Consider the following 20,824-nt stretch of genomic DNA (forward strand, 5'->3'; position numbering starts at 1 on the left):
TACAACAAATTTATGCCAGATGGTAAGTTTTTTTTGAAGGAAGTGATATTTTGGAATATATTTATTTTTTGGACAAAACCCGTTGCATTTAGCCAAGGCGCGGTCGTTCATACAGTCAAATAGCGGTTTTATTTCTTCTTAAACTTGTCTGATATTGCTACCATTTTTCAGAACACATTGTGGACACAATATTGTAGCTGCTACGATTGATAAATCGGTAGTCATCCCCATAAAGCTAACAACTTCTTAATACTACATATGACTTATGACACAAGATACTCAAGTTCCTAACACGGACAGCCAAACTGCTGGCACCCATAGCGATGTCGATGTACGTCAACGCTTTTTTATTGAAGACTCTCCTGTGCGCGGTGATGTAGTGCGCCTATCGCGCAGCTACGCGAGTACAATTGCGCAAAAGCCCTACCCTGAAGCCATCAAACGCTTATTGGGTGAGATGCTGACGGCGGCAAGTTTGCTGATCAGTACGGTCAAAATTAATGGTCGCCTCTCTATCCAATTGCAGTCATCAGACAGCGACAGCCTGCTAAATTGGGCGATGGCAGAATGCGATCAAGACGGTATCATCCGTGCGCTTGCCAGCTGGAAGGGTGAGACCGATGAGCAAGTGCAGGCTTGGGACAATATGATCCATGCCAAAGATGCGTTTGCTGAGCTGGGTGCTATGGGACAAGGGGTATTGTTCATTAATATTCACCCTGAAGGTGGCGAATCGTACCAAGGTATCGTTGAGCGTAGCCACGACAATCTGGCAGATTGCTTGGCGCATTATCAAAAGCAATCAGCACAGATTCCAACGCTCATTAACCTAGCTTCTGATGGCTTGCAAGCGGGTGGTATCTTGGTACAGATGCTACCACGTACTGCAGAAGAAACGTCTGAAGTTGAGCGAAACCAAGATGCAGGTATCGACGATGATCTATGGACACGTCTAAGCGTGTTGACACGCACGGTCAAGGCAGAAGAGCTGACCACATTGGATGCCAATGAGATTCTGTATCGCTTGTATCACGAAGAAAATGTCGTCGCCCCTGAGCCTGCTCCCCTAGCGTTTGGTTGCACGTGCTCACGCGAGAAATGTGAGATGGCCATCGAGCAAATCGGTGAAGCAGAAGCGTTAGATATCGTTGATGAGCAAGGCGGTACGTTTGAGATGGATTGCGGATTCTGCGGTGAAGTCTATACATTTGATAAAGATGATGTCGCAGCGATATTTGCTGAGTAAGTTTTTTATCACTAAGCATCTGTATCAAAAAACCCTCAAGTGTCATGCTTGAGGGTTTTTTATTACTAATTGATAAATTTACTAAACCAGATTAATTTTTAGTTTTATTGCTATAATCAGCTATTGATGACTTGATGAAACGAGCTAAAAAGATGAACTATAAAAGGATAGATTATGAAGTCTTTATTACTATTGGATGGGTTGTTTTTTGGCTAGCCTTCTTAGCAATATGCTTTGATAGATCAGAAGGCATTGGTGGAATAGGTGCTTTCTTATCAGGTATTTTTGCACCGCTTGCACTTTTTTGGTTTTATAAAAGCTACAGAATACAAAGTAGTGAGCTAAAACTCCAAAGAGAAGAGTTGACTCTACAACTCAAAGCGTTAGAACAATCTGTACTAGCTCAAAGAGGTTCAGAAACAGCTTTAAAAGAGCAATCTGAAGCTTTATTTCGTCAGTTAGAAATTATTGAAAACCAGTACACTGATTACCTAAAAATAGTAAACTCTAAGCGACCCTTGTTTGATATCGTATATCAGGGATTAGAGAGGGAAAAAAACCCTTTAAAATGGAGACTATTTTTAATAATGGTCATACTATCGAAAGACTTAAAGTTACTAGAGTCGAGTACGTTATAGTACTTTCAAACTCTAGAGCAAACTGCGTTGTAAAAAGAGTTTTAGCATCCGATGAATTTGAAACTTATATTAAAACCTATACTGGAATCAAGTTACGAATGGATGATAACGAAATAGAAAAAACATTCCAAACTTCGGCCGAACATATTACATTAGTATGTAGATTGAGTCTGCCTCCAGAAGCAAAGCCTCATGAGCATAGTGAAGAAGCTTTTAATGTATTAAATGGCGAACTAATTAAAATTAATTACGCATTTGATAATCAGTATGCTTCTGACACTTATGAGTTCTATCAAGACGGAAACAATCAGCTTAAAATTAAGCTATTGACCACTGATGGAAAGCCAGAATCAGTTGTGGCAATAACAAATAATCTAAAGCATAATCCATATTAAACATAATATCTACTACACCGCCACAGACAAACTTCTAGGGTAAGAATGTATGCGCGGACGTCCAGCATAGTCACTTCTTCCATTATCGAGCAGCCATTCAACGACTTGCTCACGCACTCGCCTGCTATGGATTAAGTTAAAATGATTGACGCCATAAAACACCGCTTTATGACCATCTGGTACAAACAACGCATGTTCAGCATCATCTTCACCTAACGCGGATGCGACCGATACCAAGCTGTCTCCTAGCAAATCCGTCATCTTAGATTCGTAATGCGCCTCAATCAACGCACTGGCGACAAAGTAAGTTTTGATACCACTTGGCAGGCGCGCAGGATGACGAAAGTCTTGTGGTAATACGCTGCGGCCTTCTAGCGCTTTCCAGTCAGCATCACGAATACTGCCATGACGCAGATCAATGATACCAGCACTCCTCATATCACCGAGCTTGGCAAGTGAGCCTGCAAATGGCAGCTTGGCGATGATGTCTTGTACATAATTCCCGATACGCTCAAGCACTGCCCCATGATGCGGTGAGCCTAGCGTGATAAGATTGCCCACGCGCTTTATCCAATCTAGGCGCTCCTGCTCACCATAAAACAGCGCACTGCGCGCGACCAAGCCGCCCATGCTGTGACCCACCAAATCTATCTGAGTAATATTTGGGTTATTATCGACCACGTCCTGTAATAGTTGAGAGAATTTACGACCGCTGCGAGAGATACGTCGACCTGTATTGTAATCTAAGTACAGAACGGTGGTATCGGGCTGACTGATATGAATCGCCTCGCCCAGATTATTGCCTTCTTGTGACTGCCAGCTTAAGTGACTCATGCACAAGCCATGGCACAAAATGACAATCCGCCCTGCTAGTCGCTCACTTTGGGGATTGCCTTCTTTGGTATACAACATCATCGGAATCGCGAGGGCATTTTGGTTATTGACCAGATGATCACCCATGACACCATTGATGACATTGACCAGTTTTTTTAGTGAGTCAGGCAACGGCTGAGCCGTTTTTTGGACGATAAAGTTTTTGTATATTCGTAGTACCGAGGCCAGATTGTTACCGACCATGAGCATGATATGACGTATCGTGCCATATATACGCCCATTGAGACCACGCTGCCATTTATTTAGGTGCTTGTCGTTGAATCGACCTAACGGACGTAGAATCACTTCACGATGAATGGACTCGACGATTTCAGTCATCTCAACCACACCTGTGGTGGCGAGCTGCGCCAACCCTTCAAAAAAATCCGCCAAAGAGACAGGATCTTTGTTTAATTCATTGCCATCCTCTGTATCTGCCAACAACTTGACCAACTCCTCCATATCAATGGCTTCGAGTTGGTCTATCTGCTCGTACAAATCACCATGCTGTGGCACGCTATCAGCTGACACAAAATGGGCATCAAGCTCATGGCGATTACGCGTATAACTGCTATCATTCTGAGCGCTACTGTCACTAACACTGTTGTTGTAAAACAAATTTTGACTGCTCATAATATCGGCACGTTTAGCGAAAAGAAGAGTTTTCTATACTATCCTTTAACGCTAACAAATAGAAGCGAACCCTATGATATTCGCATGCGTTCACGACCAAAAGAACGCTATTAGTGATAAGCGGTGTTTCTATGGTTATCAAAGTATTAGTGACAATAAAAATCCCAAGCCATGACTTGGGATTTTTATTGAATGCGCGTTTTTACTGTTTTATCCAGCGCTCATTGAGCGTTTACCTAACTAGGCAGTAGCTGCTGCCTCAAATGACTCTGCCAGTATGACATCTCCATCATCACGTGTGATCATGACCGTTGCTGAGCGCGGAGTACTACCGCCAGCGACCGCACCCCATGTATTACCTGGATGCTGAATATTAATAAACAGCGTCTTGAAATCTGGGGTCATGGTAATACCTGTCACCTCACAGCCCTCAGGACCGACAAAGAAGCGTTTGATATTGTCGTTGCTGGCAGGCATACCCACTCGGGTTTGCTGCCCTGCTGAGGTGGTGATGGTCGTACCATCGCTGACTTTGCCCGGCAGCGCTGCCAGTAGCATACAGTTGGTGGTATCGGTATAAGCACCATCATCAGTCTGAATCCACAACACACCGCGTGGATCAAAATACAAGCCATCAGGAGAGGATAGATCGTTACTGGCGCTTAGCTGTGATAGGTTCTCTGCCGACAGGTCACTTGGCGCACCAAACAGATAGATATCCCACTCAAAGCTCGTTGCCGCATGATCGCCACCAGTTTCTGCCCAGCGAATGATATGACCATTGTCATTACCACGCTCTTTACCATCCACTTCATAGCTACGTGGATTAGCAGCTGATACGGGCTGATCATCGCGCTCGCCGCGATATTTATTGTTGGTCAAAGTGACATACACTTCACCTGTGATCGGGCTGACCGATACCCATTCAGGACGATCCATCTTGGTGGCACCAGCGGCATCACCAGCAGCACGGGCATAGACCAAAACTTCATCTTGACTGTTGAACGGCAACGCACTATTAAAAGCATCCAAGCCATTTTGACCTTGAACAAGCGCTTTCCACTCGCCGCTACCATCTTCATTAAAGATCGCAACATATAGTGTGCCTTCGTTGAGATACTTATCACCCGCTTTTAGGCCACCACCGATATCATTGTTTGACCACATCGCTTTTGAGACAAACTTGTAGATGTACTCACCACGCGCATCATCACCCATATAAAACACAACAGGCTTGCCTTGTTCAACAGGTGCATAGGCACAGTTTTCATGAGCAAATCGGCCCATGGCAGTACGTTTTTGCGGCGTAGAATTTTGATTAAATGGGTCAATCTCAGTAATATAACCAAAGGTATTAAAGCCGTTGCGATAATCGTCAGCAGCACTGGCACCGACGGCTGTCATATCCCAGCGTGAAAACTCGTCGGTGATGATAGCGTCTTTGGCATCAGGCGTGTGCCATAGATATCGAGAGCCTGGAGAGTTCTCTGGCGCACCATAACGCTCGCGACCGTAATTAGCACTGGCGCTCAACTGGCTGGCATCCTGTCCGCGCGCAAACACACCCAAGAAGTTCTCTTCTGTGGTCAGGTAAGTGCCCCAAGGTGACAAGCCTGCACCGCAGTTATTATTAATGCCGCGCGTCTGAAAACCCGTCGGATCAAACTTCGTTTTGACCAAATCTGAGCCTGCGACAGGGCCAGCCAACTGCGCAGTTGTGCTACTGGTGATGCGTCGATTGTATTTGGAGTTTGGCACCATCTCATAGCCGATACCATCTGCGCGGCGCTTCATCTCAACTACGGCCACGCCATGGCAGTTGACTTCACGGCGCACATCGCTGGCAAGGCGGCGGCGTTGGAACAAAGGCGCGGCCTCCGCATCCTCGATGACATAATAACCAAACGGGCTAAGCTCGCTACTATTCACGTATTCGTGATTCATAACCAGCAGGCCATTTTCTGAGGCTTTGGCATCATAGGCATTACCGTTTTTGCCAAAAAACCACATACCATCATGGTTATCGCCCATACGCCACTCAAACGATTCAGCTGACTGCTCACGATTGTCCTTCCAGTCTTCAATACCAGACATGAGCGGCGTGCCAAGCGGCAATATAATCTCTGCCTGATAGCCATCTGCCACCGTCATGGTCTCAGCAGTGGAGTGTGCCACCGCATTGAATGTCAACGTTTGAGGGCGCGCCAAATCCCCTTGCGCAGGGATAGCAGCATTATTGTCACTGTCTGTCATAGGACGGCTGTTGTCGTCATCGTCACTACAGCCAGCTAAGGGTAACGCCCCAAAAAACGCTGCTGCCGTCAACCCTGTACCACCTTTTAAGATACTACGACGATTCAAACGACGGTTGATAACTGTCTGAAAGTCCATGTTGTTGGTCGGGTTTGAATCTTCAATGATTTCGTGAGCGAGTTCGGGTTCTTTATTTAATAGTGTCATTATCGGTCACCTTGCTTTTAGGCTAGATTGGCGGAGAGTTGGTCGCAGCGTTGCTATTACAACCATATAATTTTGAATTCCGCTTAAGTCTACTGAAGACTTATGACAGCACGCTGAACGATAGATGACAAACTGATGACAATCATCCGTTCGATGACAACTCAAAACAATTGAGCCAATAACAACCATCAAGCAGAAAAAATAGTGTGATGATTTGACGTGGCATAGAAAGTATGGAAAGAATATAGGGAGCATAAACACAAAAAACCCCAAGCAATCGCTTGGGGTTTTTGATATTGAACGGTTACTGTACGCTATTATCAGCTGGCGTGGCACCCTTATTGTACATGGGTTACCCATTCATGATTGCCCAGCGTGAGGGTGAGCTTGTCCCCTGCTTGTAGGACGCCCACACCGCTTGGTGTACCAGTCATAATCACATCACCTGCCTGTAAGCTAAAAGCGTGACTGATATTGACCAGCAGCTCGTAAACAGGGAACAGCATCAAAGCACTATCGCCATCTTGTACCAGCTTATCATTGATGGCAAGCTGATAATGGACATCGTGAAGATTGCCAAAGGCTTGTGGGTCGAGCCAATCAGCAAGCACACAGGCCCCGTCAAAACACTTAGCACGCTCCCACGGATGACCTTTTTCTTTAAGGGTGCTCTGCAAATCGCGCAAGGTCAAATCCAGCCCCAAGGTCACCCCGCCAACTGCTTGCTGTGCCTCCTCAATCGTTGCCATAGACAAGTCAGTGGACAGCTGAATACATAGCTCTGCCTCATAATGCGTCCCGCCAAATATCTCTGGATTGGGACGAATCACATCATGGCGAGTAGATACCACAGAAGAGGCGGGCTTCATAAACAATATGGGTGATGATGGCACCTCATTGCCAAGCTCCTCTGCATGCGCCGCATAGTTACGCCCCACGCAGACGACTTTGCCAATAGAGCTACGCAGACGCTCATTGTGGTTATCAGTGCTCTGTTCTTCATTGACACCAGCAACAATGGCATTTGCTAATGACATATGTGGCGATTGGCTCATACTAGACTCTCCCTATAAATGATAAATATTTTTCAGCAATCCATACTATATTGTCTACTGTCACCTTTATTGTCATCTTGGCGACCATTCATTACTAGTGACTCTCTACGGAATCGTGTTGGTCACAACATCTGGTGGCACATAGCTGGCGTGTCGGTTCATACGTTTTTCAAACAGTCTAAAGCTAAACAAGATAACCCATGACAGCACAAGATAAACGATACCGGCAGCAAAGAACAGCTCCATCAGCGTATAGGTACGCGCACTGATCGTACGAGCCACCCCCGTAATATCCATCAACGCGATGGTCGATGCGAGCGCACTGCCCTTTAGCATAAAGATAACTTCATTACTGTAGGCTGGGATCACAATACCAAACGCACGCGGCAACGTTACACGTGTCAGCTTCTGCCATTTTGACATACCAAGCGCATCGGCCGCCTCAAGCTCACCGACAGGTATCGTCTGAATCGCACCGCGTATAATCTCTGCCAGATATGCACTGGTATTTAGGGTAAAGGCGATGATGGCACACCAGTATGCTTGACTGAGCACCGGCTCCCATAAAAACGACTCACGCACCGCCCCGAACTGACCAAGACCATAATAAATCAGGAATATCTGCACCAGCAGCGGCGTACCGCGGAAAAAGAAAATATAAAGAAATGGCAATATCTGTACTAACCAGCTCTTCGACAAGCGCAGCAGCGCTAGAATCAAACCAAAAAACAATCCGACAATACCTGAGATCACGACCAGCTGTACAGTCAGTACCGCACCGCCCAGTAAATCAGGTATATGATCAAAAATGACCTGCCAATTCCAATCCATAGTATCTCTCCTCTATCCTATGGTCGATTGACTGTGAGTGGATTGACGGCTTATCTTTTTAGCATAGCGTGCCGCTGGATTGGCGCGCCACTCAAGCCACATCATAAAGCCAGTAATCAACATGGTCAGACCCAAATAAATAATCGCGGCTGCCATATAAAAGGTAAATGGCTGCTGTGTTGACTGCGCAGCACGCGACGACTGGTACATAATATCTTTGAGACCCACCACAGACACCAGCGCGGTGTCTTTGAGCAATACCAAAAATAAATTGCCCAAACCTGGCAATGCAATCTGCCATACTTGCGGCAACGTAATGCGATAAAAGATCTGAAAAGGACGCATACCAATCGCTTGCGCAGCCTCTCGCTGCCCCACTGGAATTTCTTGAATGGACATACGAAAAATCTCAGTCGCATACGCACCAAACGCGATCGACAGCGCCATAACACCGCCCCAAAAAGCGCTGATCTCGACATAGTCGTTGTAGCCGAACTTTTTGAGGATGCTCATCAATAAGATAGAGCCGCCATAATAAATAAAGAGCACCAATAGCAGCTCAGGAATACCGCGCATCGTCGCAGTATAGACAGTCGCAAGCTTACGCAGCAACCAGATATTGGACATCTTTGCGGTTGCGCCAAGCAAGCCTAAGCCTAAACCAATGATTAAACTGGTCACGGCAAGCTGTATGGTGACGGTAGCGCCGCTTAATAAAAGCGCGCCAAATCCTTGTAAGTCAAACACGATTATCCACTCAGTCTCTTTATATTAGCAATTTGCAAAATATGAGTTAAAAGAATCAGCATCAATAGCTGAACGCAGTCCATCACCGTATTTTATACCACCTCAATACAGATGGTCGTCGTCAAAAAAAATGACGTCAGAGCAGTACGATGCGCACCGCGATAATTGACACAGTAGAAATGAGCGCTGATTTTATCATATTCGCTCGCCGTGATGTTAATACTGACGCGTAAAAGCTGTGCCTAAGCCGTACTTAAACAGACACTTACCTCTAGAAACACACAATAAACCGACTAAATTTGAGCAACCTTGATAGGCACTCATAATGTGTATTCGTTGATATGACAGTCAATAAAAAAGGACGTCACCATCATGGCAACGTCCTTCTTATTGAGAAACAATCAACTGTTATTGGCTATAAACCTTTCTTATGAAAGCCGTAGCGTGCAGCTGGTAAGATTACTGACCGGCGGTCTCTGCGACTGGCTGCTCAGGCGCGTCTGCATCTGAGGTCTGCATCGCAGATTCTGGTACAGCAAAATACTGTTGGTTGATTTTGTCATACGTACCATTGGCTTTTATATTGGCCAAAGATTGATTGATCTTTGCTTGTAGCGGATCGCCTGGGCGTACTGCTATCGCAAAGTTATCATTGATATCAATCTCTTCACCTTTTAGTGCATATTTACTACCAGCAGGAGAGCTCAGCCACTCTATCGCAGGCAGCTTATCAGAGATCATCGCATCGACACGGTTTGACCCTAAATCTAAAAACGCATTGCTCAACGTATCATAAAGCTTCATCTCAGCGTTTGGATATGTGTCTTCAAACCACTGTGATGAGATGGTCGAGCGCTGTGCGGCAATCGAGTGAGCGTCAATGTCGCTTTGCTTACTAGGATCAAAACTGCTGTCTTTTTTGGCCAAAAAAACCAAGGTATTGCTAAAGTATGGGGCGGTAAAGCTGACCTGCTCTGAACGCTCTGGCGTAACGGACATTGCTGCCACGATTGCATCGTACTTACCGGCTTTTAGACCAGGAATAATACCGTCCCAATCTTGCGCCACAATCTCGCAAGTCACTTGCAAATCCGCACAGAGGGCATTTGCGATCTCAACGTCAAAACCACCCAAGGTTCCATCGGCGTTGGTATAGTTGAAAGGGGCGTATGCGCCTTCAGTAGCGATGCGCAGTATGTCACCCTTCGTTGCTACCGCTGTCTCGCTCGCCTCAGTATTGGCATCATCTGCACTCTCTTGGCTATTGCTACAGCCAGCGATGGTAAAAATAGTCGCCAGTGCGAGCAATGGCACAGATAGACGACTGGTCTTCATAGCGCTAATAATAGATTTGCCAGTCGTAGCACAGGCTGAAAAACAGTGATTGCTCATGATCATCCTTGGGTTTTCTGAGGTAAACAACACTTTTAAAACAACGATCTATGCAAGTGACGTTGTATTAGTTTGTGGCCGCTTCTGCTGGCATCTCTTCATCAACGACTAATACTTCATCGACGCCATCAGTGACCGATGCTTTTTGTGCGGCAGCAGTCGAGCTGGTACCGAAGTAGCTGCCTGTGATTTGATCATACGTGCCGTTGTCTTTTAGCTCAGCCAATGCTGTGTTGAATTTGGCAATCAGTGGGTCGCCTTTACGGAAGGCAATACCCATCGCATCGTCATTGGTGCTGATCTCGTCACCTTTAACTTCATAGTCTTTGCCCGCGTCTGTTTTTAGCCAGTCAATACCAGTGACTTTATCAGACATCATCGCGCGTGCGCGACCTGAGGTTAGATCTAGGTAGGCATTGTCTTGGGTATCATACAGTTTGATGTCCGCATCTGCGTGCTCGTCCTGTAGATACTGCGATGAGACAGTAGAGCGCTGTGAGGCAATTGGTTGACCTTTGAGCGAATCGATGCTGATATCGTCGCCTTTTTTACCAATCAAGATGATACCACTGTGAAAATAAGGGTCACTAAAATCGACCACTTCTTTACGTTCAGGGGTGATAGACATCCCTGCGATGGCGGCATCAAATTTTTGTGCGTTAAGCCCTGGAATCAAACCATCCCAATCTTGAGAGATGACTTCACATTCTGCTTTCATCTGTGCACATAATGCGTCAACCAACTCAATCTCATAGCCAATCAGTTTGCCATCAGCATCTGTGTAGCTAAAAGGCTTGTAGCTTGATTCTGTCGCGATTTTGATGTTCATAGGTGCTTCAGTCGCGGTGTCCGCGTCAGCGCTTTCTGCTGGTGCTGAGCTATCGTTACAACCTGCCAGCAGTAACATGGCGGCGCTAAGCGGTGCTAGCCACAATGCTTTTTTGCTCATTGATGATGTTATTGAAAGTGTCATACTTATTATTCCTTAATATAGTTACCAGCCATATCGTCACTTATTACGTGCTGCTTGATGCCTCATTGAGCGCCACTTACTCAGTACTTGTCAGTGGCGCGCGTATTCGCAGCAATCTTTAGTGAGTCATTATTGACCAAAGTTTTGCTGCTCAAGACGGGCAAGCTCACCGTTGCTACGGATTTCGCTCAATGCTTTATCAAACTCCGCTTTGAGTCCATCACCTTTACGCACGGCAATAGCAATATTGTCATCGTTATCAATCTCATCACCAACGATACCGAATCCTTCTTTATTGTCAGCGAGCCATGATTTGGCAGAGACCTTCTCAGCCAGTACCGCATCGCTACGACCAGACTTTAGATCCAAGTAAGCATTGTCATAGTTGTCATATAGCTGGACGGTATTGCCGTCTTTGCCTTCGTAGTTATCTTGTAGATAAGCGCCTGGCGTGGTAGAACGCTGACCGCCAAGCGTGACATTTTGGATCGCCATTGGATCAAAACTGCCATCGTTATTGGTGAGCCAGACCATGGTATTGGCAAAATACGGCTCGCTAAAATCTACTTTTTCTTGGCGCTCAGCAGTGATGGACATACCTGCGATAACGGCGTCATATTTTTGTGCCAATAGACCTGGGATAATACCGTCCCAATCCTGTGCTACGATTTCACAGTTGGCTTGCATCTGCTCACACAAGGCATTGGCAACATCGACATCAAAACCGCTCAAGCTACCATCAGCGTTGGTATAGTTAAATGGAGGATAAGCGCCTTCGGTGGCGATACGGATGGTTTGGCCAGTGGTTTCTGCCGCAGGTGCATCGGCATTGGCTTCGGTAGTTTCATCGGCAGGTTGACTACAAGCGCTTAGCATGAGCGCAGCAGAGACGGTCATCGATGACCATAATAGACGAGGGTTCGACATCATATGTTCCTTAAATTCTGATGGGTATGGATATGGGGTTCTGATACTTTGTCCTCTGACGTCCCTGCCAGACAAGCAATATAGATAGCAGAATAGATAGGCCGCCGTTCAAATGGACGGCCTATAAACCTTTTGATAATACCTGAGTAAAAAATCAAAAACAAACGTTTTGCATACTCACCGTGACTATTGGGCAATAAAGGGTAAACAATAGTTACGCTATAGTGATTTTTATATTTGGTAGGCCTTGACGGCAGTAGTCATCTACCACCATCTGGTTTCTAATGTCTGATGTGGGCAGGATTAGTGCGGACGATGAGAGGCCATAAAGTCTTTGACACGCTCTGATGTCGGATTGTCAAAGACTTGCTCAGGTGTGCCAATCTCTTCAACCACCCCTTGATGCAAAAAGACCACTTTGCTTGATACTTCACGGGCAAAGCGCATCTCATGAGTGACGATCAGCATAGTGCGACCCTCTTCTGCCAGCTCTCGCATCACAGCCAGTACTTCATTGACCAACTCAGGGTCTAGCGCTGAGGTTGGCTCATCAAATAACAGCACTTGCGGCTGCATGGCAAGCGCGCGCGCAATGGCAACCCGCTGACGCTGACCACCAGATAAGTTCGCTGGATAGGCGTCTTTTTTATCGAGCAAACCGACTTTGTCGAGCAGTTGTTCAGCATCACTAATCGCTTGGGCTTTTTTAATTTTAAGCACCTGCGTTGGACCCTCAATAATATTTTGCAAAATCGTCTTATGTGGCCACAAGTTAAAGTTTTGGAAGACGAACCCAACGCGAGCACGCAAGCTCTCTAACTGCTTCACATCCGCCGCTTGCAGCTCACCTGATCTGGCAGGTTTTAGCATGAGCTCTTCGTTACCGATCAGGATACGACCTTGATTGGGATTTTCGAGCAAATTAATGCAGCGCAGCAAGGTTGATTTACCTGAGCCCGATGAGCCCAAAATAGAGATAACATCACCGTCATAGGCAGTGAGAGATACCCCTTTGAGTACTTCTAATGAGCCATAGCTTTTATGGATGTCTTGTAAGTCTAAGGCGATAGGCCGAGTCGGGTTTTTTGCAGTATCAAGCATGGTTCAGCAGACTTCCAATAAATATGAGTGAAAACACGAATAAAAATAAATAAGAGCTGTATATTATAAATAAGAGCTATACAGTATCAGCATCTATAGCATTATTATGCTAATGCTACGCCTGAGCAGGCCAAGAGAAAAATGCCATATTGTCTCTTATTACACAGTAAAAAGGCAAATCTTGTGTTTAACCAGTCAGTTAATCAGTACTGGATAACTGACTGGCACAAAAAAGCCCAGACCATATTTATCGCTCTGGGCTTTATTTTATCACTTTCGCGTGCCAGACGTTGTTTTATCTGATAATGCTATATTGACCAACACACTATCATAGCGTTTGGCGCGCCATAAAACTTAGTACGTCGATACATGCTCTGAATCTTCCGTGCCATCGAGCACTTCTGCCTCATCAGCGGTTGCCACAGCCACATCATCCCCTGTACTAACAGCCATACCGTCATCAGCGCTAGCAACGGCGATGTCATCAGAACTGGTTGCTGTCGCATTCTCTTCAACGTTGGTTTGGGCGTCAACGCTTGTATTCGCTTGCGTCTCCATTGGTGTCTCATCTTTGCTACAAGCACTTAGCGCAAGCACCCCTGCAACCAAGCCAACCGTCATCCAGTTTTTGTATGTCATGTTTTTAGTCGTCATCGTTATTCTCCATTACTTGTCATATGATTCAGCGTCATTTGTTGATAGTGCCGTTTTCTTAGTGCCTACTATACTGATGATACATCGCAGCTACCTTAGTATTTACAGCGCAGTTCTGTTAAAGGCACGTAAACACGGCTCACAAAACATTTGAAGCAACCCTTTTTAAACACTAGGAAATAAGCTTTAAAACACCCCTTTGTAAAGTCACTTTGATGCTTTGTAAAGCGGGTTCTGTTCACAAAATCATCTTTACTATCGCCGCAATCTCCTCTATGTTAAATAGCATAATGACCTATGGACCGCTAAATAGGCATTCAAAACTGATTTTTTGCTAAATTTTCGCCTTTTTAGGCGCTTTTATTTATATAAAACTGATATCACATAAGGAGAATAATTGATGAGTCAAGCAAATACGACGGATATTACCACCTACATGCAGTCTGTTGGCAAGCAAGCCAGAGCCGCTTCTCGTGCGCTCGCGGCAGCCAATACAGGCGACAAAAACGTCGCACTCATGGCCATTCATGATGAGCTAGTCAATGCCAAGCCAGATATTTTGGCAGCCAATAAAATCGATATGGACAACGGTCACAAAAACGAGCTTGATAGCGCTCTGCTCGATCGCTTGGAATTAAACGAAGCACGATTCAACGCTATGCTCCAAGGCCTAAAAGACGTGGCGAGCCTGCCTGATCCAATCGGCGAAGTGACGGATATGACTTATCAGCCATCAGGGATTCATTTGGGCAAAATGCGTGTGCCACTGGGCGTCGTTGGCATGATTTATGAATCGCGTCCTAACGTAACCTTAGAAGCTGCTTCACTGGCACTAAAATCAGGCAACGCCATCATCTTACGCGGTGGCTCTGAAGCGTTTGAATCCAATCAAGCGATTGCTAAATGCATCATAAAAGGGCTTGGCCACACGGATCTCTCTGAGCACAGCGTTCAAGTATTACAAACGACCGATCGAGCTGCTGTTGGTGAGCTGATCACCATGACTGAATATGTCGATGTTATCGTGCCACGTGGCGGCAAAGGTCTGATTGAGCGTATTAGCAACGACGCCCGCGTCCCTGTGATCAAGCATCTAGATGGTAACTGCCATACCTTTATCGATAGCGATGCGGATCCTGAGATTGCCATCAAAGTCAGTGTTAATGCCAAAACCCATCGTTATGGTACGTGCAACACGATGGAAACGCTGCTGATTGATGCCTCTATCGCCAAAGATTTACTGCCCAAGATTGCCACCGCCATCATTGAAGCCGATGACGCGATGCAGCTACGTGTAGACGATAGCGCCCAAAGCATCTTAGCCGATGTGATCACCTTAAACGGTCACTTGTCTGCTGCTACCTCTGAGGACTGGGATACAGAATATCTTGCCCCTATTCTTGCGGTCAAAGTCGTCGACGGTATTGATGAAGCCATTGAGCATATCAATACACATGGCAGCCATCATACCGATGTCATCATCACGGACAACTATACCAAATCGCAACGCTTCATTCGTGAAGTGGACTCAGCGAGCGTCATGATTAACGCCTCTAGCCGTTTTGCTGATGGCTTTGAATATGGTCTTGGTGCTGAGATTGGCATCTCAACGGACAAAATCCATGCGCGCGGCCCAGTGGGTCTTGAAGGTTTGACCTCGCAAAAATGGATCGTCTATGGTCATGGTGAAGTACGTGCATAACTAAATCTGTATTCATGATTGAATCGAGAGTTTGAGAACGTCGGCCATTGTGCTGGCGTTTTTTTATGATAATCATAGCTATCTATATTACGGACATCTAAACAATAAGGAGCAGTGCCATCATGCAAAGCGGCAAGATTAAACATTGGAATCACGAAAAAGGCTATGGCTTTATCGATGTCGATGATCAAGATGAGGACGTGTTTTTTCATATTAGCAAAGTAAGTTTGGCGGAGCCGATAGCGGTTGGTCGACGTGTCTATTTCACGAGTAGTCGCAATGATAAAAACCAATTGCGTGCCACCAAAGTGACGTCAGCCATACTCAGCATTGAACCAGATACTGCACCAAATACACCAAGGCAGATGCCCAATAATAGCAAACGAGATAATCACAGCCGCCCCTCAAATCGCAACCATCAAAACACTCGTCAAAATAGCTCTCGCAACAAGAGAAGCCTAGGCAGTACCCTATTTAGCCTCATTGCCATTATCGCTGTCGCTGTCTACTTCTTTGGTGATTTAGGCTCGACGTTATCTCAGTATACGTCTGACAATGCCAGTCAAGTCGCCACAACTGATACAACGACCACTAGCATCACAGGCGATGCACAAGTCAATAAGACAATTGCGTTGATTCAACAAGGCGGGCCATATCCTTATCCCAATAAAGATGGCACAACGTTTTATAACCGTGAAGGCAGACTACCCGCCCAGTCGCAAGGCTACTACCGTGAATACACCGTACCCACCCCTGGCGTCTCCCATCGCGGTGCGCGGCGTATCGTCACAGGTGGTCGCCCGCCCACTGTTTATTACTTAACCGTCGATCACTATGACAGTTTTCAAAAGCTTGAGGTGCACTAACATGAAACAAGCAAATATGAAACAAGAAGCCATGAATCAGAAAGATACGAGCCAAGCCATCCACTATGTCAGTCAAGACTCCATTAACCAAAACGGTACAGCGCTATCTGCCGTCATTCCTACTCAGGCTGTTACCATACCCGCGTGTGACACACTGGACAAAACCACGCTATTGACGAGTCTGGCGCGTGCCTGCCACTTCCCCAGCTATTTTTCACACAATTGGGACAGTGCATGGGACTGTCTGACAGACAGCGATGTGCGGCACTTAGTGCTTGATTTGACGGTAATAAAAAAGATAAACACCGAAGATTTCAATATCTTTAAAAGCATTATAGAAGATGCTTATAGCGACTTTGGCAAGCCGCAACTGTGGATTATTGTGCCCTTTGAGAATGACACTTAGCGGTGAAAAAATGACGAGGAGACTGCAGGGAGTAATAAAGACATCTTTGAGAGACCCGATAGCATGCGCTTTATCACGGCATCCTCTACTATCGAGACATTAGCGCTATTTGCAGGGGCATTGGCTTTTGCCGATGGGATGACGCTCGTGGCTGAGGGCACATGGTTTGAGCTACCGATGTTTGTCTGGGCACTGGCAGGCGGCGTTATCATTCGCAATGTGTTAACGATGGTCTTCAATTTTGAGATGTTTGATCGCTCGATTGATGTATTTGGTAATGCGTCTTTGAGTCTGTTTTTGGCAATGGCGTTACTGTCATTGAAGCTGTGGCAGTTGACGGATTTGGCAGGGCCTGTATTGGTCATATTGATCGTACAGACCATCATCATGATTATCTACGTCTACCTCATTACCTTTAAAGTCATGGGCAAAGACTATGACGCGGCAGTACTCTCAGCAGGACATTGCGGTTTTGGTATGGGAGCTACCCCGACAGCGATTGCCAATATGCAAGCAGTCACGGATCGCTATCTCCCCTCGCCGAAAGCCTTTTTAATCGTGCCAATGGTTGGTGCGTTCTTTGTCGATATCGTCAATGCCACGATATTGCAAATATTCACCAAGTTGCCGTTTATGTAATACTACGTCTGAGCGTATTTAAACCGTGATTAATCTTGAGGAGATTGCATGGGTCACATCGTGTGATAGCATTATTATCAAATACGATGTGATCTCACCGCCATCATCGTATCAATAGACATTACTCAGAATTATTAAAACTTATTAAAAGTATCGAGGCATTTTATGTTGGTATTTGCCATTATTCTTGTGGTTTCAGGCGCACTCATTATTGGTGCATTATGGGGTCTATACGGCTACATGCCTGACTGGATACAAGGCAATCTGCTTGCGCTGGCAGGTGGTGCGCTCATGAGCTCAGTGGTACTTGAGATGATTCAACCTGCGATTGGCGAGAGTGGTTTGTGGACGACTGTCGCCTTTACCGTGTTAGGCGCAGTGGTCTTTACGGGTATTGACTATCTGATTGATGAAAAAATGCAAAACAAAGGCGGGGCAGGTTTGCTTGCCGCTATTACGCTTGATGGTATCCCAGAAAACTTAGCGCTTGGCGTCGCGCTGATTGGTGGTAACGCTTTACAAGTCGCGGCACTAGCAGGGTCTATTTTATTATCAAATCTCCCAGAAGCCGCAGGCGGTGCCAAACAAATGCGCGATGGTGGTAGCAGTCACAAAAAAATACTCATGCTATGGATTGGTGCAGCTATTTTATTATCATTAGCAGCTATTATTGGCAAAACGCTTCTCAAAGATGTCGATGATGCAGTAATTAGTGTAATTGACTGTTTTGCCGCAGGGGCGGTGATTGCTTCATTAGCGACAGAAGTTTTTCCGTCTGCATTTAAAGATGGCAACCATTGGGCGGGTATCAGCACTGCTATTGGTTTGGTGCTGGCATTAGGACTCAATCAACTCGGTGGCTGAGATTCTAAATATTCGTAGGGTTTAAATTTGCCCCTTATTGCATGAGCATGCTCTTATCGCACAATTATTTGAATGAATAAAACCGCCCAGCGATAATATTGGGCGGTTTTTATTTATCTGACATTCGGTTCAAATATGTCTAGGTGCGGCGTCATGCAGCAACATGATCGACTCACTAAAGCGTAAACCCAATCACATTGAGCTTGTTCTCTTCTGCAAACTTAAACAACTCGTGAACGTGATTTAAATTCTCACGAAACGTATTCAAACCTTCTTGGCTCTCTACTTCGTGGTAGCCGATATCGTGTACCAATTTTTTTAAGTCTGTCGCGGCAAACGCTTTGACGATCTCAGGTACGACGGCCACATTGTATAATAAACCGTCATGCTGCTCATGCAGCGGGGTGCTATTGTTTGCCAAAAACAACAAATCGCACAAGGCATAATGCCCCTCTCCCAATAACTCAACCAGTTCTTCCGTATAATTTTCAAGAGATGCTTGTCTCACATCTAAGTATTGGTTATCGCGATTTTCTCTTAGCTCATCCAGTGTCATATCACCAACAAGTATGCTGGTTAAATTTTCCTCGCGAACACTACAAAAGCAAAATGACATAGTTGTTGGAATAGACATCGTATCTTCCTTAACTGTGATTAAAAATAAAAACCGCCTAGCAAACGCTAAGCGGTTTTTTGTTATACAACTCTCAAATAGAGTCAGTTAATACTTACTGGTTTTTTTCGTACACTGGTAGCTCTTTGCAGATGGCTTCTACCTTACCGCGTACTTCAGCTGCAACCGCTTCATCACCGCGGCTGTCTAGCACGTCACAGATCCAGCCTGCTAAATCACCCGCTTGTGCTTCGTTGAAGCCGCGAGTAGTAATAGCTGGGGTACCGATACGGATACCAGAGGTGACGAATGGTGATTTTGGATCATTTGGTACGGCGTTTTTGTTGACCGTGATATGTGCATCACCAAGCCATTTGTCGGCTTCTTTACCGGTCATTTCTTGCTTCACTAGGCTAATCAGCATGAGATGGTTTTCAGTACCACCAGAGATGATTTCATAGCCACGCTCTTGAATGACTTTTGCCATGGCTTGTGCGTTTTTCACGACTTGCTGCTGATAAGTTTTGAAGTTGTCTTCTAGCGCTTCTTTAAAGCAAACCGCTTTTGCCGCGATGACGTGCATGAGCGGGCCACCTTGGTTGCCTGGGAATACGGCAGAGTTTAGCTTTTTAGCAAGTTTCTCATCACGCGACAAGATCATACCTGAACGCGGGCCACGTAGGGTTTTGTGTGTGGTGGTAGTGGCCACATCAGCAAAAGGTATTGGGCTTGGATAGACGCCGCCCGCAACAAGACCAGCAACGTGTGCCATGTCTACTAGTAGATACGCGCCTACTTCGTCAGCGATGTCACGGAAACGCTGCCAATCAACGACTTGTGAATACGCTGAAAAACCTGCAATGATCATTTTTGGCTTGTGCTCACGCGCTAGGGCTTCTACTTGATCATAGTCAATTAAACCAGTGCCATCGACCAATCCATACTGTACGGCATTGTAGTTCAGACCTGAGAAGTTGATGTGTGCGCCATGCGTCAAGTGACCACCAGCGTCTAGACTCATGCCAAGTACCGTGTCATTGGCTTCTAGCAACGCTAAAAATACAGCAGAGTTTGCTTGGCTGCCTGAATGTGGCTGGACGTTGACGTATTCAGCACCGAACAGCTCTTTTGCACGGTCAATGACCAATTGTTCAATGACATCGACATGCTCACAACCACCGTAGTAACGCTTACCAGGATAGCCTTCAGCGTATTTGTTGGTCAAATCAGTGCCTTGTGCTTCCATCACTGCTTGTGAGCAGTAGTTTTCAGAGGCAATCAACTCGATGTGATTTTCTTGACGAACGCTTTCTGCAGCCATCGCTTCAGCAAGGGTCGGATCAAACTCTTTGATAGAAATGTCTTTAAACATAATAATGTCCTAAGTAGTGGCTGTCATTAAAAAAGTATCATTAAAAAGAAGCTGATAGCTTGCCCACAACCAAACGAACACTGCATCGACGTTGCTCAAAGTATGCTAGGTACTTGTGCACGCTGCTCTTTTGCCAGCTGTTTTATGGTACGACCATGATTGTGAATGGCGACTATCAGTAAAAATTAACATAAGAAAGAATAAACACAGGCAGTTGGCCTGCATTAACTTGACCGATCCGTCAATGAAATCGATATGCAGTGGCATCGATAGCTTTGCGAAAGCGTAAGTGTAACATGAAAAATTGTGCGATGAGCGCAAAAAAGCCTGCCTGAAGATGAGCAAATTAAATGGCGATATAACACAGATAAATAGCCAATTAAATAGGGCGTGTTGAACATTCGACCATGGCACTGACAGCGACTATTTTTTAGGCG

At 45.7% G+C, this 20,824-nt stretch carries 19 protein-coding genes and 1 pseudogene; 8 read left to right on the top strand and 12 right to left on the bottom strand.

What is annotated here, in order from left to right:
- Window positions 1–265: 265 nt before the first annotated feature.
- The 3 genes from L0G63_RS06540 to L0G63_RS06550 all read left to right on the top strand — a co-directional run bounded on the left by L0G63_RS06540 (window position 266) and on the right by L0G63_RS06550 (window position 2,279).
- Window positions 266–1,246, top strand: a complete 981-nt coding sequence (locus tag L0G63_RS06540) for an Hsp33 family molecular chaperone HslO (protein WP_301449913.1) — start codon at window positions 266–268, stop codon at window positions 1,244–1,246.
- Between the two features lie 134 nt (window positions 1,247–1,380).
- Window positions 1,381–1,884 (top strand): hypothetical protein, encoded by a 504-nt coding sequence (locus tag L0G63_RS06545; protein ID WP_301449914.1) that lies wholly within the window; start codon window positions 1,381–1,383, stop codon window positions 1,882–1,884.
- Window positions 1,885–1,982: 98 nt separating this feature from the next.
- Window positions 1,983–2,279 carry a hypothetical protein gene (locus tag L0G63_RS06550; protein WP_301449915.1) on the top strand — a complete coding sequence of 99 codons (297 nt, stop codon included), beginning with the start codon at window positions 1,983–1,985 and terminating at the stop codon, window positions 2,277–2,279.
- A gap of 12 nt (window positions 2,280–2,291) precedes the next feature.
- Here the strand turns inward: L0G63_RS06550 and L0G63_RS06555 are convergent, their stop codons facing one another.
- The 10 genes from L0G63_RS06555 to L0G63_RS06600 form a co-directional block, all read right to left on the bottom strand.
- Window positions 2,292–3,785 carry an alpha/beta fold hydrolase gene (locus L0G63_RS06555; protein WP_301449916.1) on the bottom strand — a complete coding sequence of 498 codons (1,494 nt, stop codon included), beginning with the start codon at window positions 3,783–3,785 and terminating at the stop codon, window positions 2,292–2,294.
- Window positions 3,786–4,025: 240 nt separating this feature from the next.
- Window positions 4,026–6,245 carry a PhoX family phosphatase gene (locus tag L0G63_RS06560; protein ID WP_301449917.1) on the bottom strand — a complete coding sequence of 740 codons (2,220 nt, stop codon included), beginning with the start codon at window positions 6,243–6,245 and terminating at the stop codon, window positions 4,026–4,028.
- A 338-nt stretch (window positions 6,246–6,583) separates the two neighbouring features.
- Entirely contained in the window at window positions 6,584–7,300 is a 717-nt protein-coding gene (locus L0G63_RS06565; protein ID WP_301449918.1) for a fumarylacetoacetate hydrolase family protein, read from the bottom strand.
- Window positions 7,301–7,405: 105 nt separating this feature from the next.
- Window positions 7,406–8,131, bottom strand: a complete 726-nt coding sequence (locus L0G63_RS06570; protein WP_075107713.1) for an ABC transporter permease — start codon at window positions 8,129–8,131, stop codon at window positions 7,406–7,408.
- Window positions 8,132–8,143: 12 nt separating this feature from the next.
- Entirely contained in the window at window positions 8,144–8,878 is a 735-nt protein-coding gene (locus tag L0G63_RS06575; protein WP_301449919.1) for an ABC transporter permease, read from the bottom strand.
- Window positions 8,879–9,337: 459 nt separating this feature from the next.
- Complete coding sequence (locus tag L0G63_RS06580; protein WP_301449920.1) at window positions 9,338–10,270, bottom strand: ABC transporter substrate-binding protein; 933 nt, start codon at window positions 10,268–10,270, stop codon at window positions 9,338–9,340.
- Window positions 10,271–10,337: 67 nt separating this feature from the next.
- The gene (locus tag L0G63_RS06585) at window positions 10,338–11,243 is read right to left on the bottom strand and encodes a transporter substrate-binding domain-containing protein (RefSeq protein ID WP_301449921.1); all 906 of its coding nucleotides are present in this window, start codon (window positions 11,241–11,243) and stop codon (window positions 10,338–10,340) included.
- 129 nt (window positions 11,244–11,372) lie between these two features.
- Window positions 11,373–12,173, bottom strand: a complete 801-nt coding sequence (locus tag L0G63_RS06590; RefSeq protein ID WP_301449922.1) for a transporter substrate-binding domain-containing protein — start codon at window positions 12,171–12,173, stop codon at window positions 11,373–11,375.
- 300 nt (window positions 12,174–12,473) lie between these two features.
- Window positions 12,474–13,271 (bottom strand): ABC transporter ATP-binding protein, encoded by a 798-nt coding sequence (locus L0G63_RS06595; RefSeq protein ID WP_301449923.1) that lies wholly within the window; start codon window positions 13,269–13,271, stop codon window positions 12,474–12,476.
- Between the two features lie 354 nt (window positions 13,272–13,625).
- On the bottom strand, window positions 13,626–13,925 hold the full coding sequence (locus tag L0G63_RS06600) for a hypothetical protein (protein ID WP_301449924.1): 300 nt from the start codon (window positions 13,923–13,925) through the stop codon (window positions 13,626–13,628).
- 400 nt (window positions 13,926–14,325) lie between these two features.
- Here L0G63_RS06600 and L0G63_RS06605 point away from each other — a divergent pair, with 400 nt between their 5' ends.
- The 5 genes and pseudogenes from L0G63_RS06605 to L0G63_RS06625 all read left to right on the top strand — a co-directional run bounded on the left by L0G63_RS06605 (window position 14,326) and on the right by L0G63_RS06625 (window position 18,402).
- Window positions 14,326–15,627, top strand: coding sequence for a glutamate-5-semialdehyde dehydrogenase (locus L0G63_RS06605; protein WP_301449925.1), 1,302 nt, complete (start codon window positions 14,326–14,328; stop codon window positions 15,625–15,627).
- Window positions 15,628–15,749: 122 nt separating this feature from the next.
- On the top strand, window positions 15,750–16,493 hold the full coding sequence (locus L0G63_RS06610) for a ribonuclease domain-containing protein (protein WP_301449926.1): 744 nt from the start codon (window positions 15,750–15,752) through the stop codon (window positions 16,491–16,493).
- Between the two features lies 1 nt (window position 16,494).
- Window positions 16,495–16,899: a barstar family protein gene (locus L0G63_RS06615; protein ID WP_301449927.1), complete on the top strand. Its 405-nt coding sequence runs from the start codon at window positions 16,495–16,497 to the stop codon at window positions 16,897–16,899.
- 33 nt (window positions 16,900–16,932) lie between these two features.
- Window positions 16,933–17,538, top strand: a pseudogene (locus tag L0G63_RS06620) (sodium/glutamate symporter); the annotation flags it as partial.
- A gap of 165 nt (window positions 17,539–17,703) precedes the next feature.
- Entirely contained in the window at window positions 17,704–18,402 is a 699-nt protein-coding gene (locus L0G63_RS06625) for a ZIP family metal transporter (RefSeq protein WP_301449928.1), read from the top strand.
- Between the two features lie 175 nt (window positions 18,403–18,577).
- Here L0G63_RS06625 and L0G63_RS06630 read toward each other — a convergent pair whose 3' ends face one another.
- Window positions 18,578–19,036: a hypothetical protein gene (locus tag L0G63_RS06630; RefSeq protein ID WP_301449929.1), complete on the bottom strand. Its 459-nt coding sequence runs from the start codon at window positions 19,034–19,036 to the stop codon at window positions 18,578–18,580.
- A 94-nt stretch (window positions 19,037–19,130) separates the two neighbouring features.
- Window positions 19,131–20,387 (bottom strand): serine hydroxymethyltransferase, encoded by a 1,257-nt coding sequence (glyA, locus tag L0G63_RS06635; RefSeq protein ID WP_301449930.1) that lies wholly within the window; start codon window positions 20,385–20,387, stop codon window positions 19,131–19,133.
- Window positions 20,388–20,824: the final 437 nt, after the last annotated feature.

It is taken from the genome of Psychrobacter sp. (assembly GCF_030454045.1).
GTDB lineage: Bacteria > Pseudomonadota > Gammaproteobacteria > Pseudomonadales > Moraxellaceae > Psychrobacter.

Bases quoted from the DNA above. Each gene is read 5' to 3' on its own strand.
- L0G63_RS06540 (WP_301449913.1), top strand. From the start codon at position 266: ATGACACAAGATACTCAAGTTCCTAACACGGACAGCCAAACTGCTGGC.
- L0G63_RS06545 (WP_301449914.1), top strand. From the start codon at position 1,381: ATGAAACGAGCTAAAAAGATGAACTATAAAAGGATAGATTATGAAGTC.
- L0G63_RS06550 (WP_301449915.1), top strand. From the start codon at position 1,983: ATGGATGATAACGAAATAGAAAAAACATTCCAAACTTCGGCCGAACAT.
- L0G63_RS06555 (WP_301449916.1), bottom strand. From the start codon at position 3,785: ATGAGCAGTCAAAATTTGTTTTACAACAACAGTGTTAGTGACAGTAGC.
- L0G63_RS06560 (WP_301449917.1), bottom strand. From the start codon at position 6,245: ATGACACTATTAAATAAAGAACCCGAACTCGCTCACGAAATCATTGAA.
- L0G63_RS06565 (WP_301449918.1), bottom strand. From the start codon at position 7,300: ATGAGCCAATCGCCACATATGTCATTAGCAAATGCCATTGTTGCTGGT.
- L0G63_RS06570 (WP_075107713.1), bottom strand. From the start codon at position 8,131: ATGGATTGGAATTGGCAGGTCATTTTTGATCATATACCTGATTTACTG.
- L0G63_RS06580 (WP_301449920.1), bottom strand. From the start codon at position 10,270: ATGAGCAATCACTGTTTTTCAGCCTGTGCTACGACTGGCAAATCTATT.
- L0G63_RS06585 (WP_301449921.1), bottom strand. From the start codon at position 11,243: ATGACACTTTCAATAACATCATCAATGAGCAAAAAAGCATTGTGGCTA.
- L0G63_RS06590 (WP_301449922.1), bottom strand. From the start codon at position 12,173: ATGATGTCGAACCCTCGTCTATTATGGTCATCGATGACCGTCTCTGCT.
- L0G63_RS06595 (WP_301449923.1), bottom strand. From the start codon at position 13,271: ATGCTTGATACTGCAAAAAACCCGACTCGGCCTATCGCCTTAGACTTA.
- L0G63_RS06600 (WP_301449924.1), bottom strand. From the start codon at position 13,925: ATGACGACTAAAAACATGACATACAAAAACTGGATGACGGTTGGCTTG.
- L0G63_RS06605 (WP_301449925.1), top strand. From the start codon at position 14,326: ATGAGTCAAGCAAATACGACGGATATTACCACCTACATGCAGTCTGTT.
- L0G63_RS06610 (WP_301449926.1), top strand. From the start codon at position 15,750: ATGCAAAGCGGCAAGATTAAACATTGGAATCACGAAAAAGGCTATGGC.
- L0G63_RS06615 (WP_301449927.1), top strand. From the start codon at position 16,495: ATGAAACAAGCAAATATGAAACAAGAAGCCATGAATCAGAAAGATACG.
- L0G63_RS06625 (WP_301449928.1), top strand. From the start codon at position 17,704: ATGTTGGTATTTGCCATTATTCTTGTGGTTTCAGGCGCACTCATTATT.
- L0G63_RS06630 (WP_301449929.1), bottom strand. From the start codon at position 19,036: ATGTCTATTCCAACAACTATGTCATTTTGCTTTTGTAGTGTTCGCGAG.
- glyA (WP_301449930.1), bottom strand. From the start codon at position 20,387: ATGTTTAAAGACATTTCTATCAAAGAGTTTGATCCGACCCTTGCTGAA.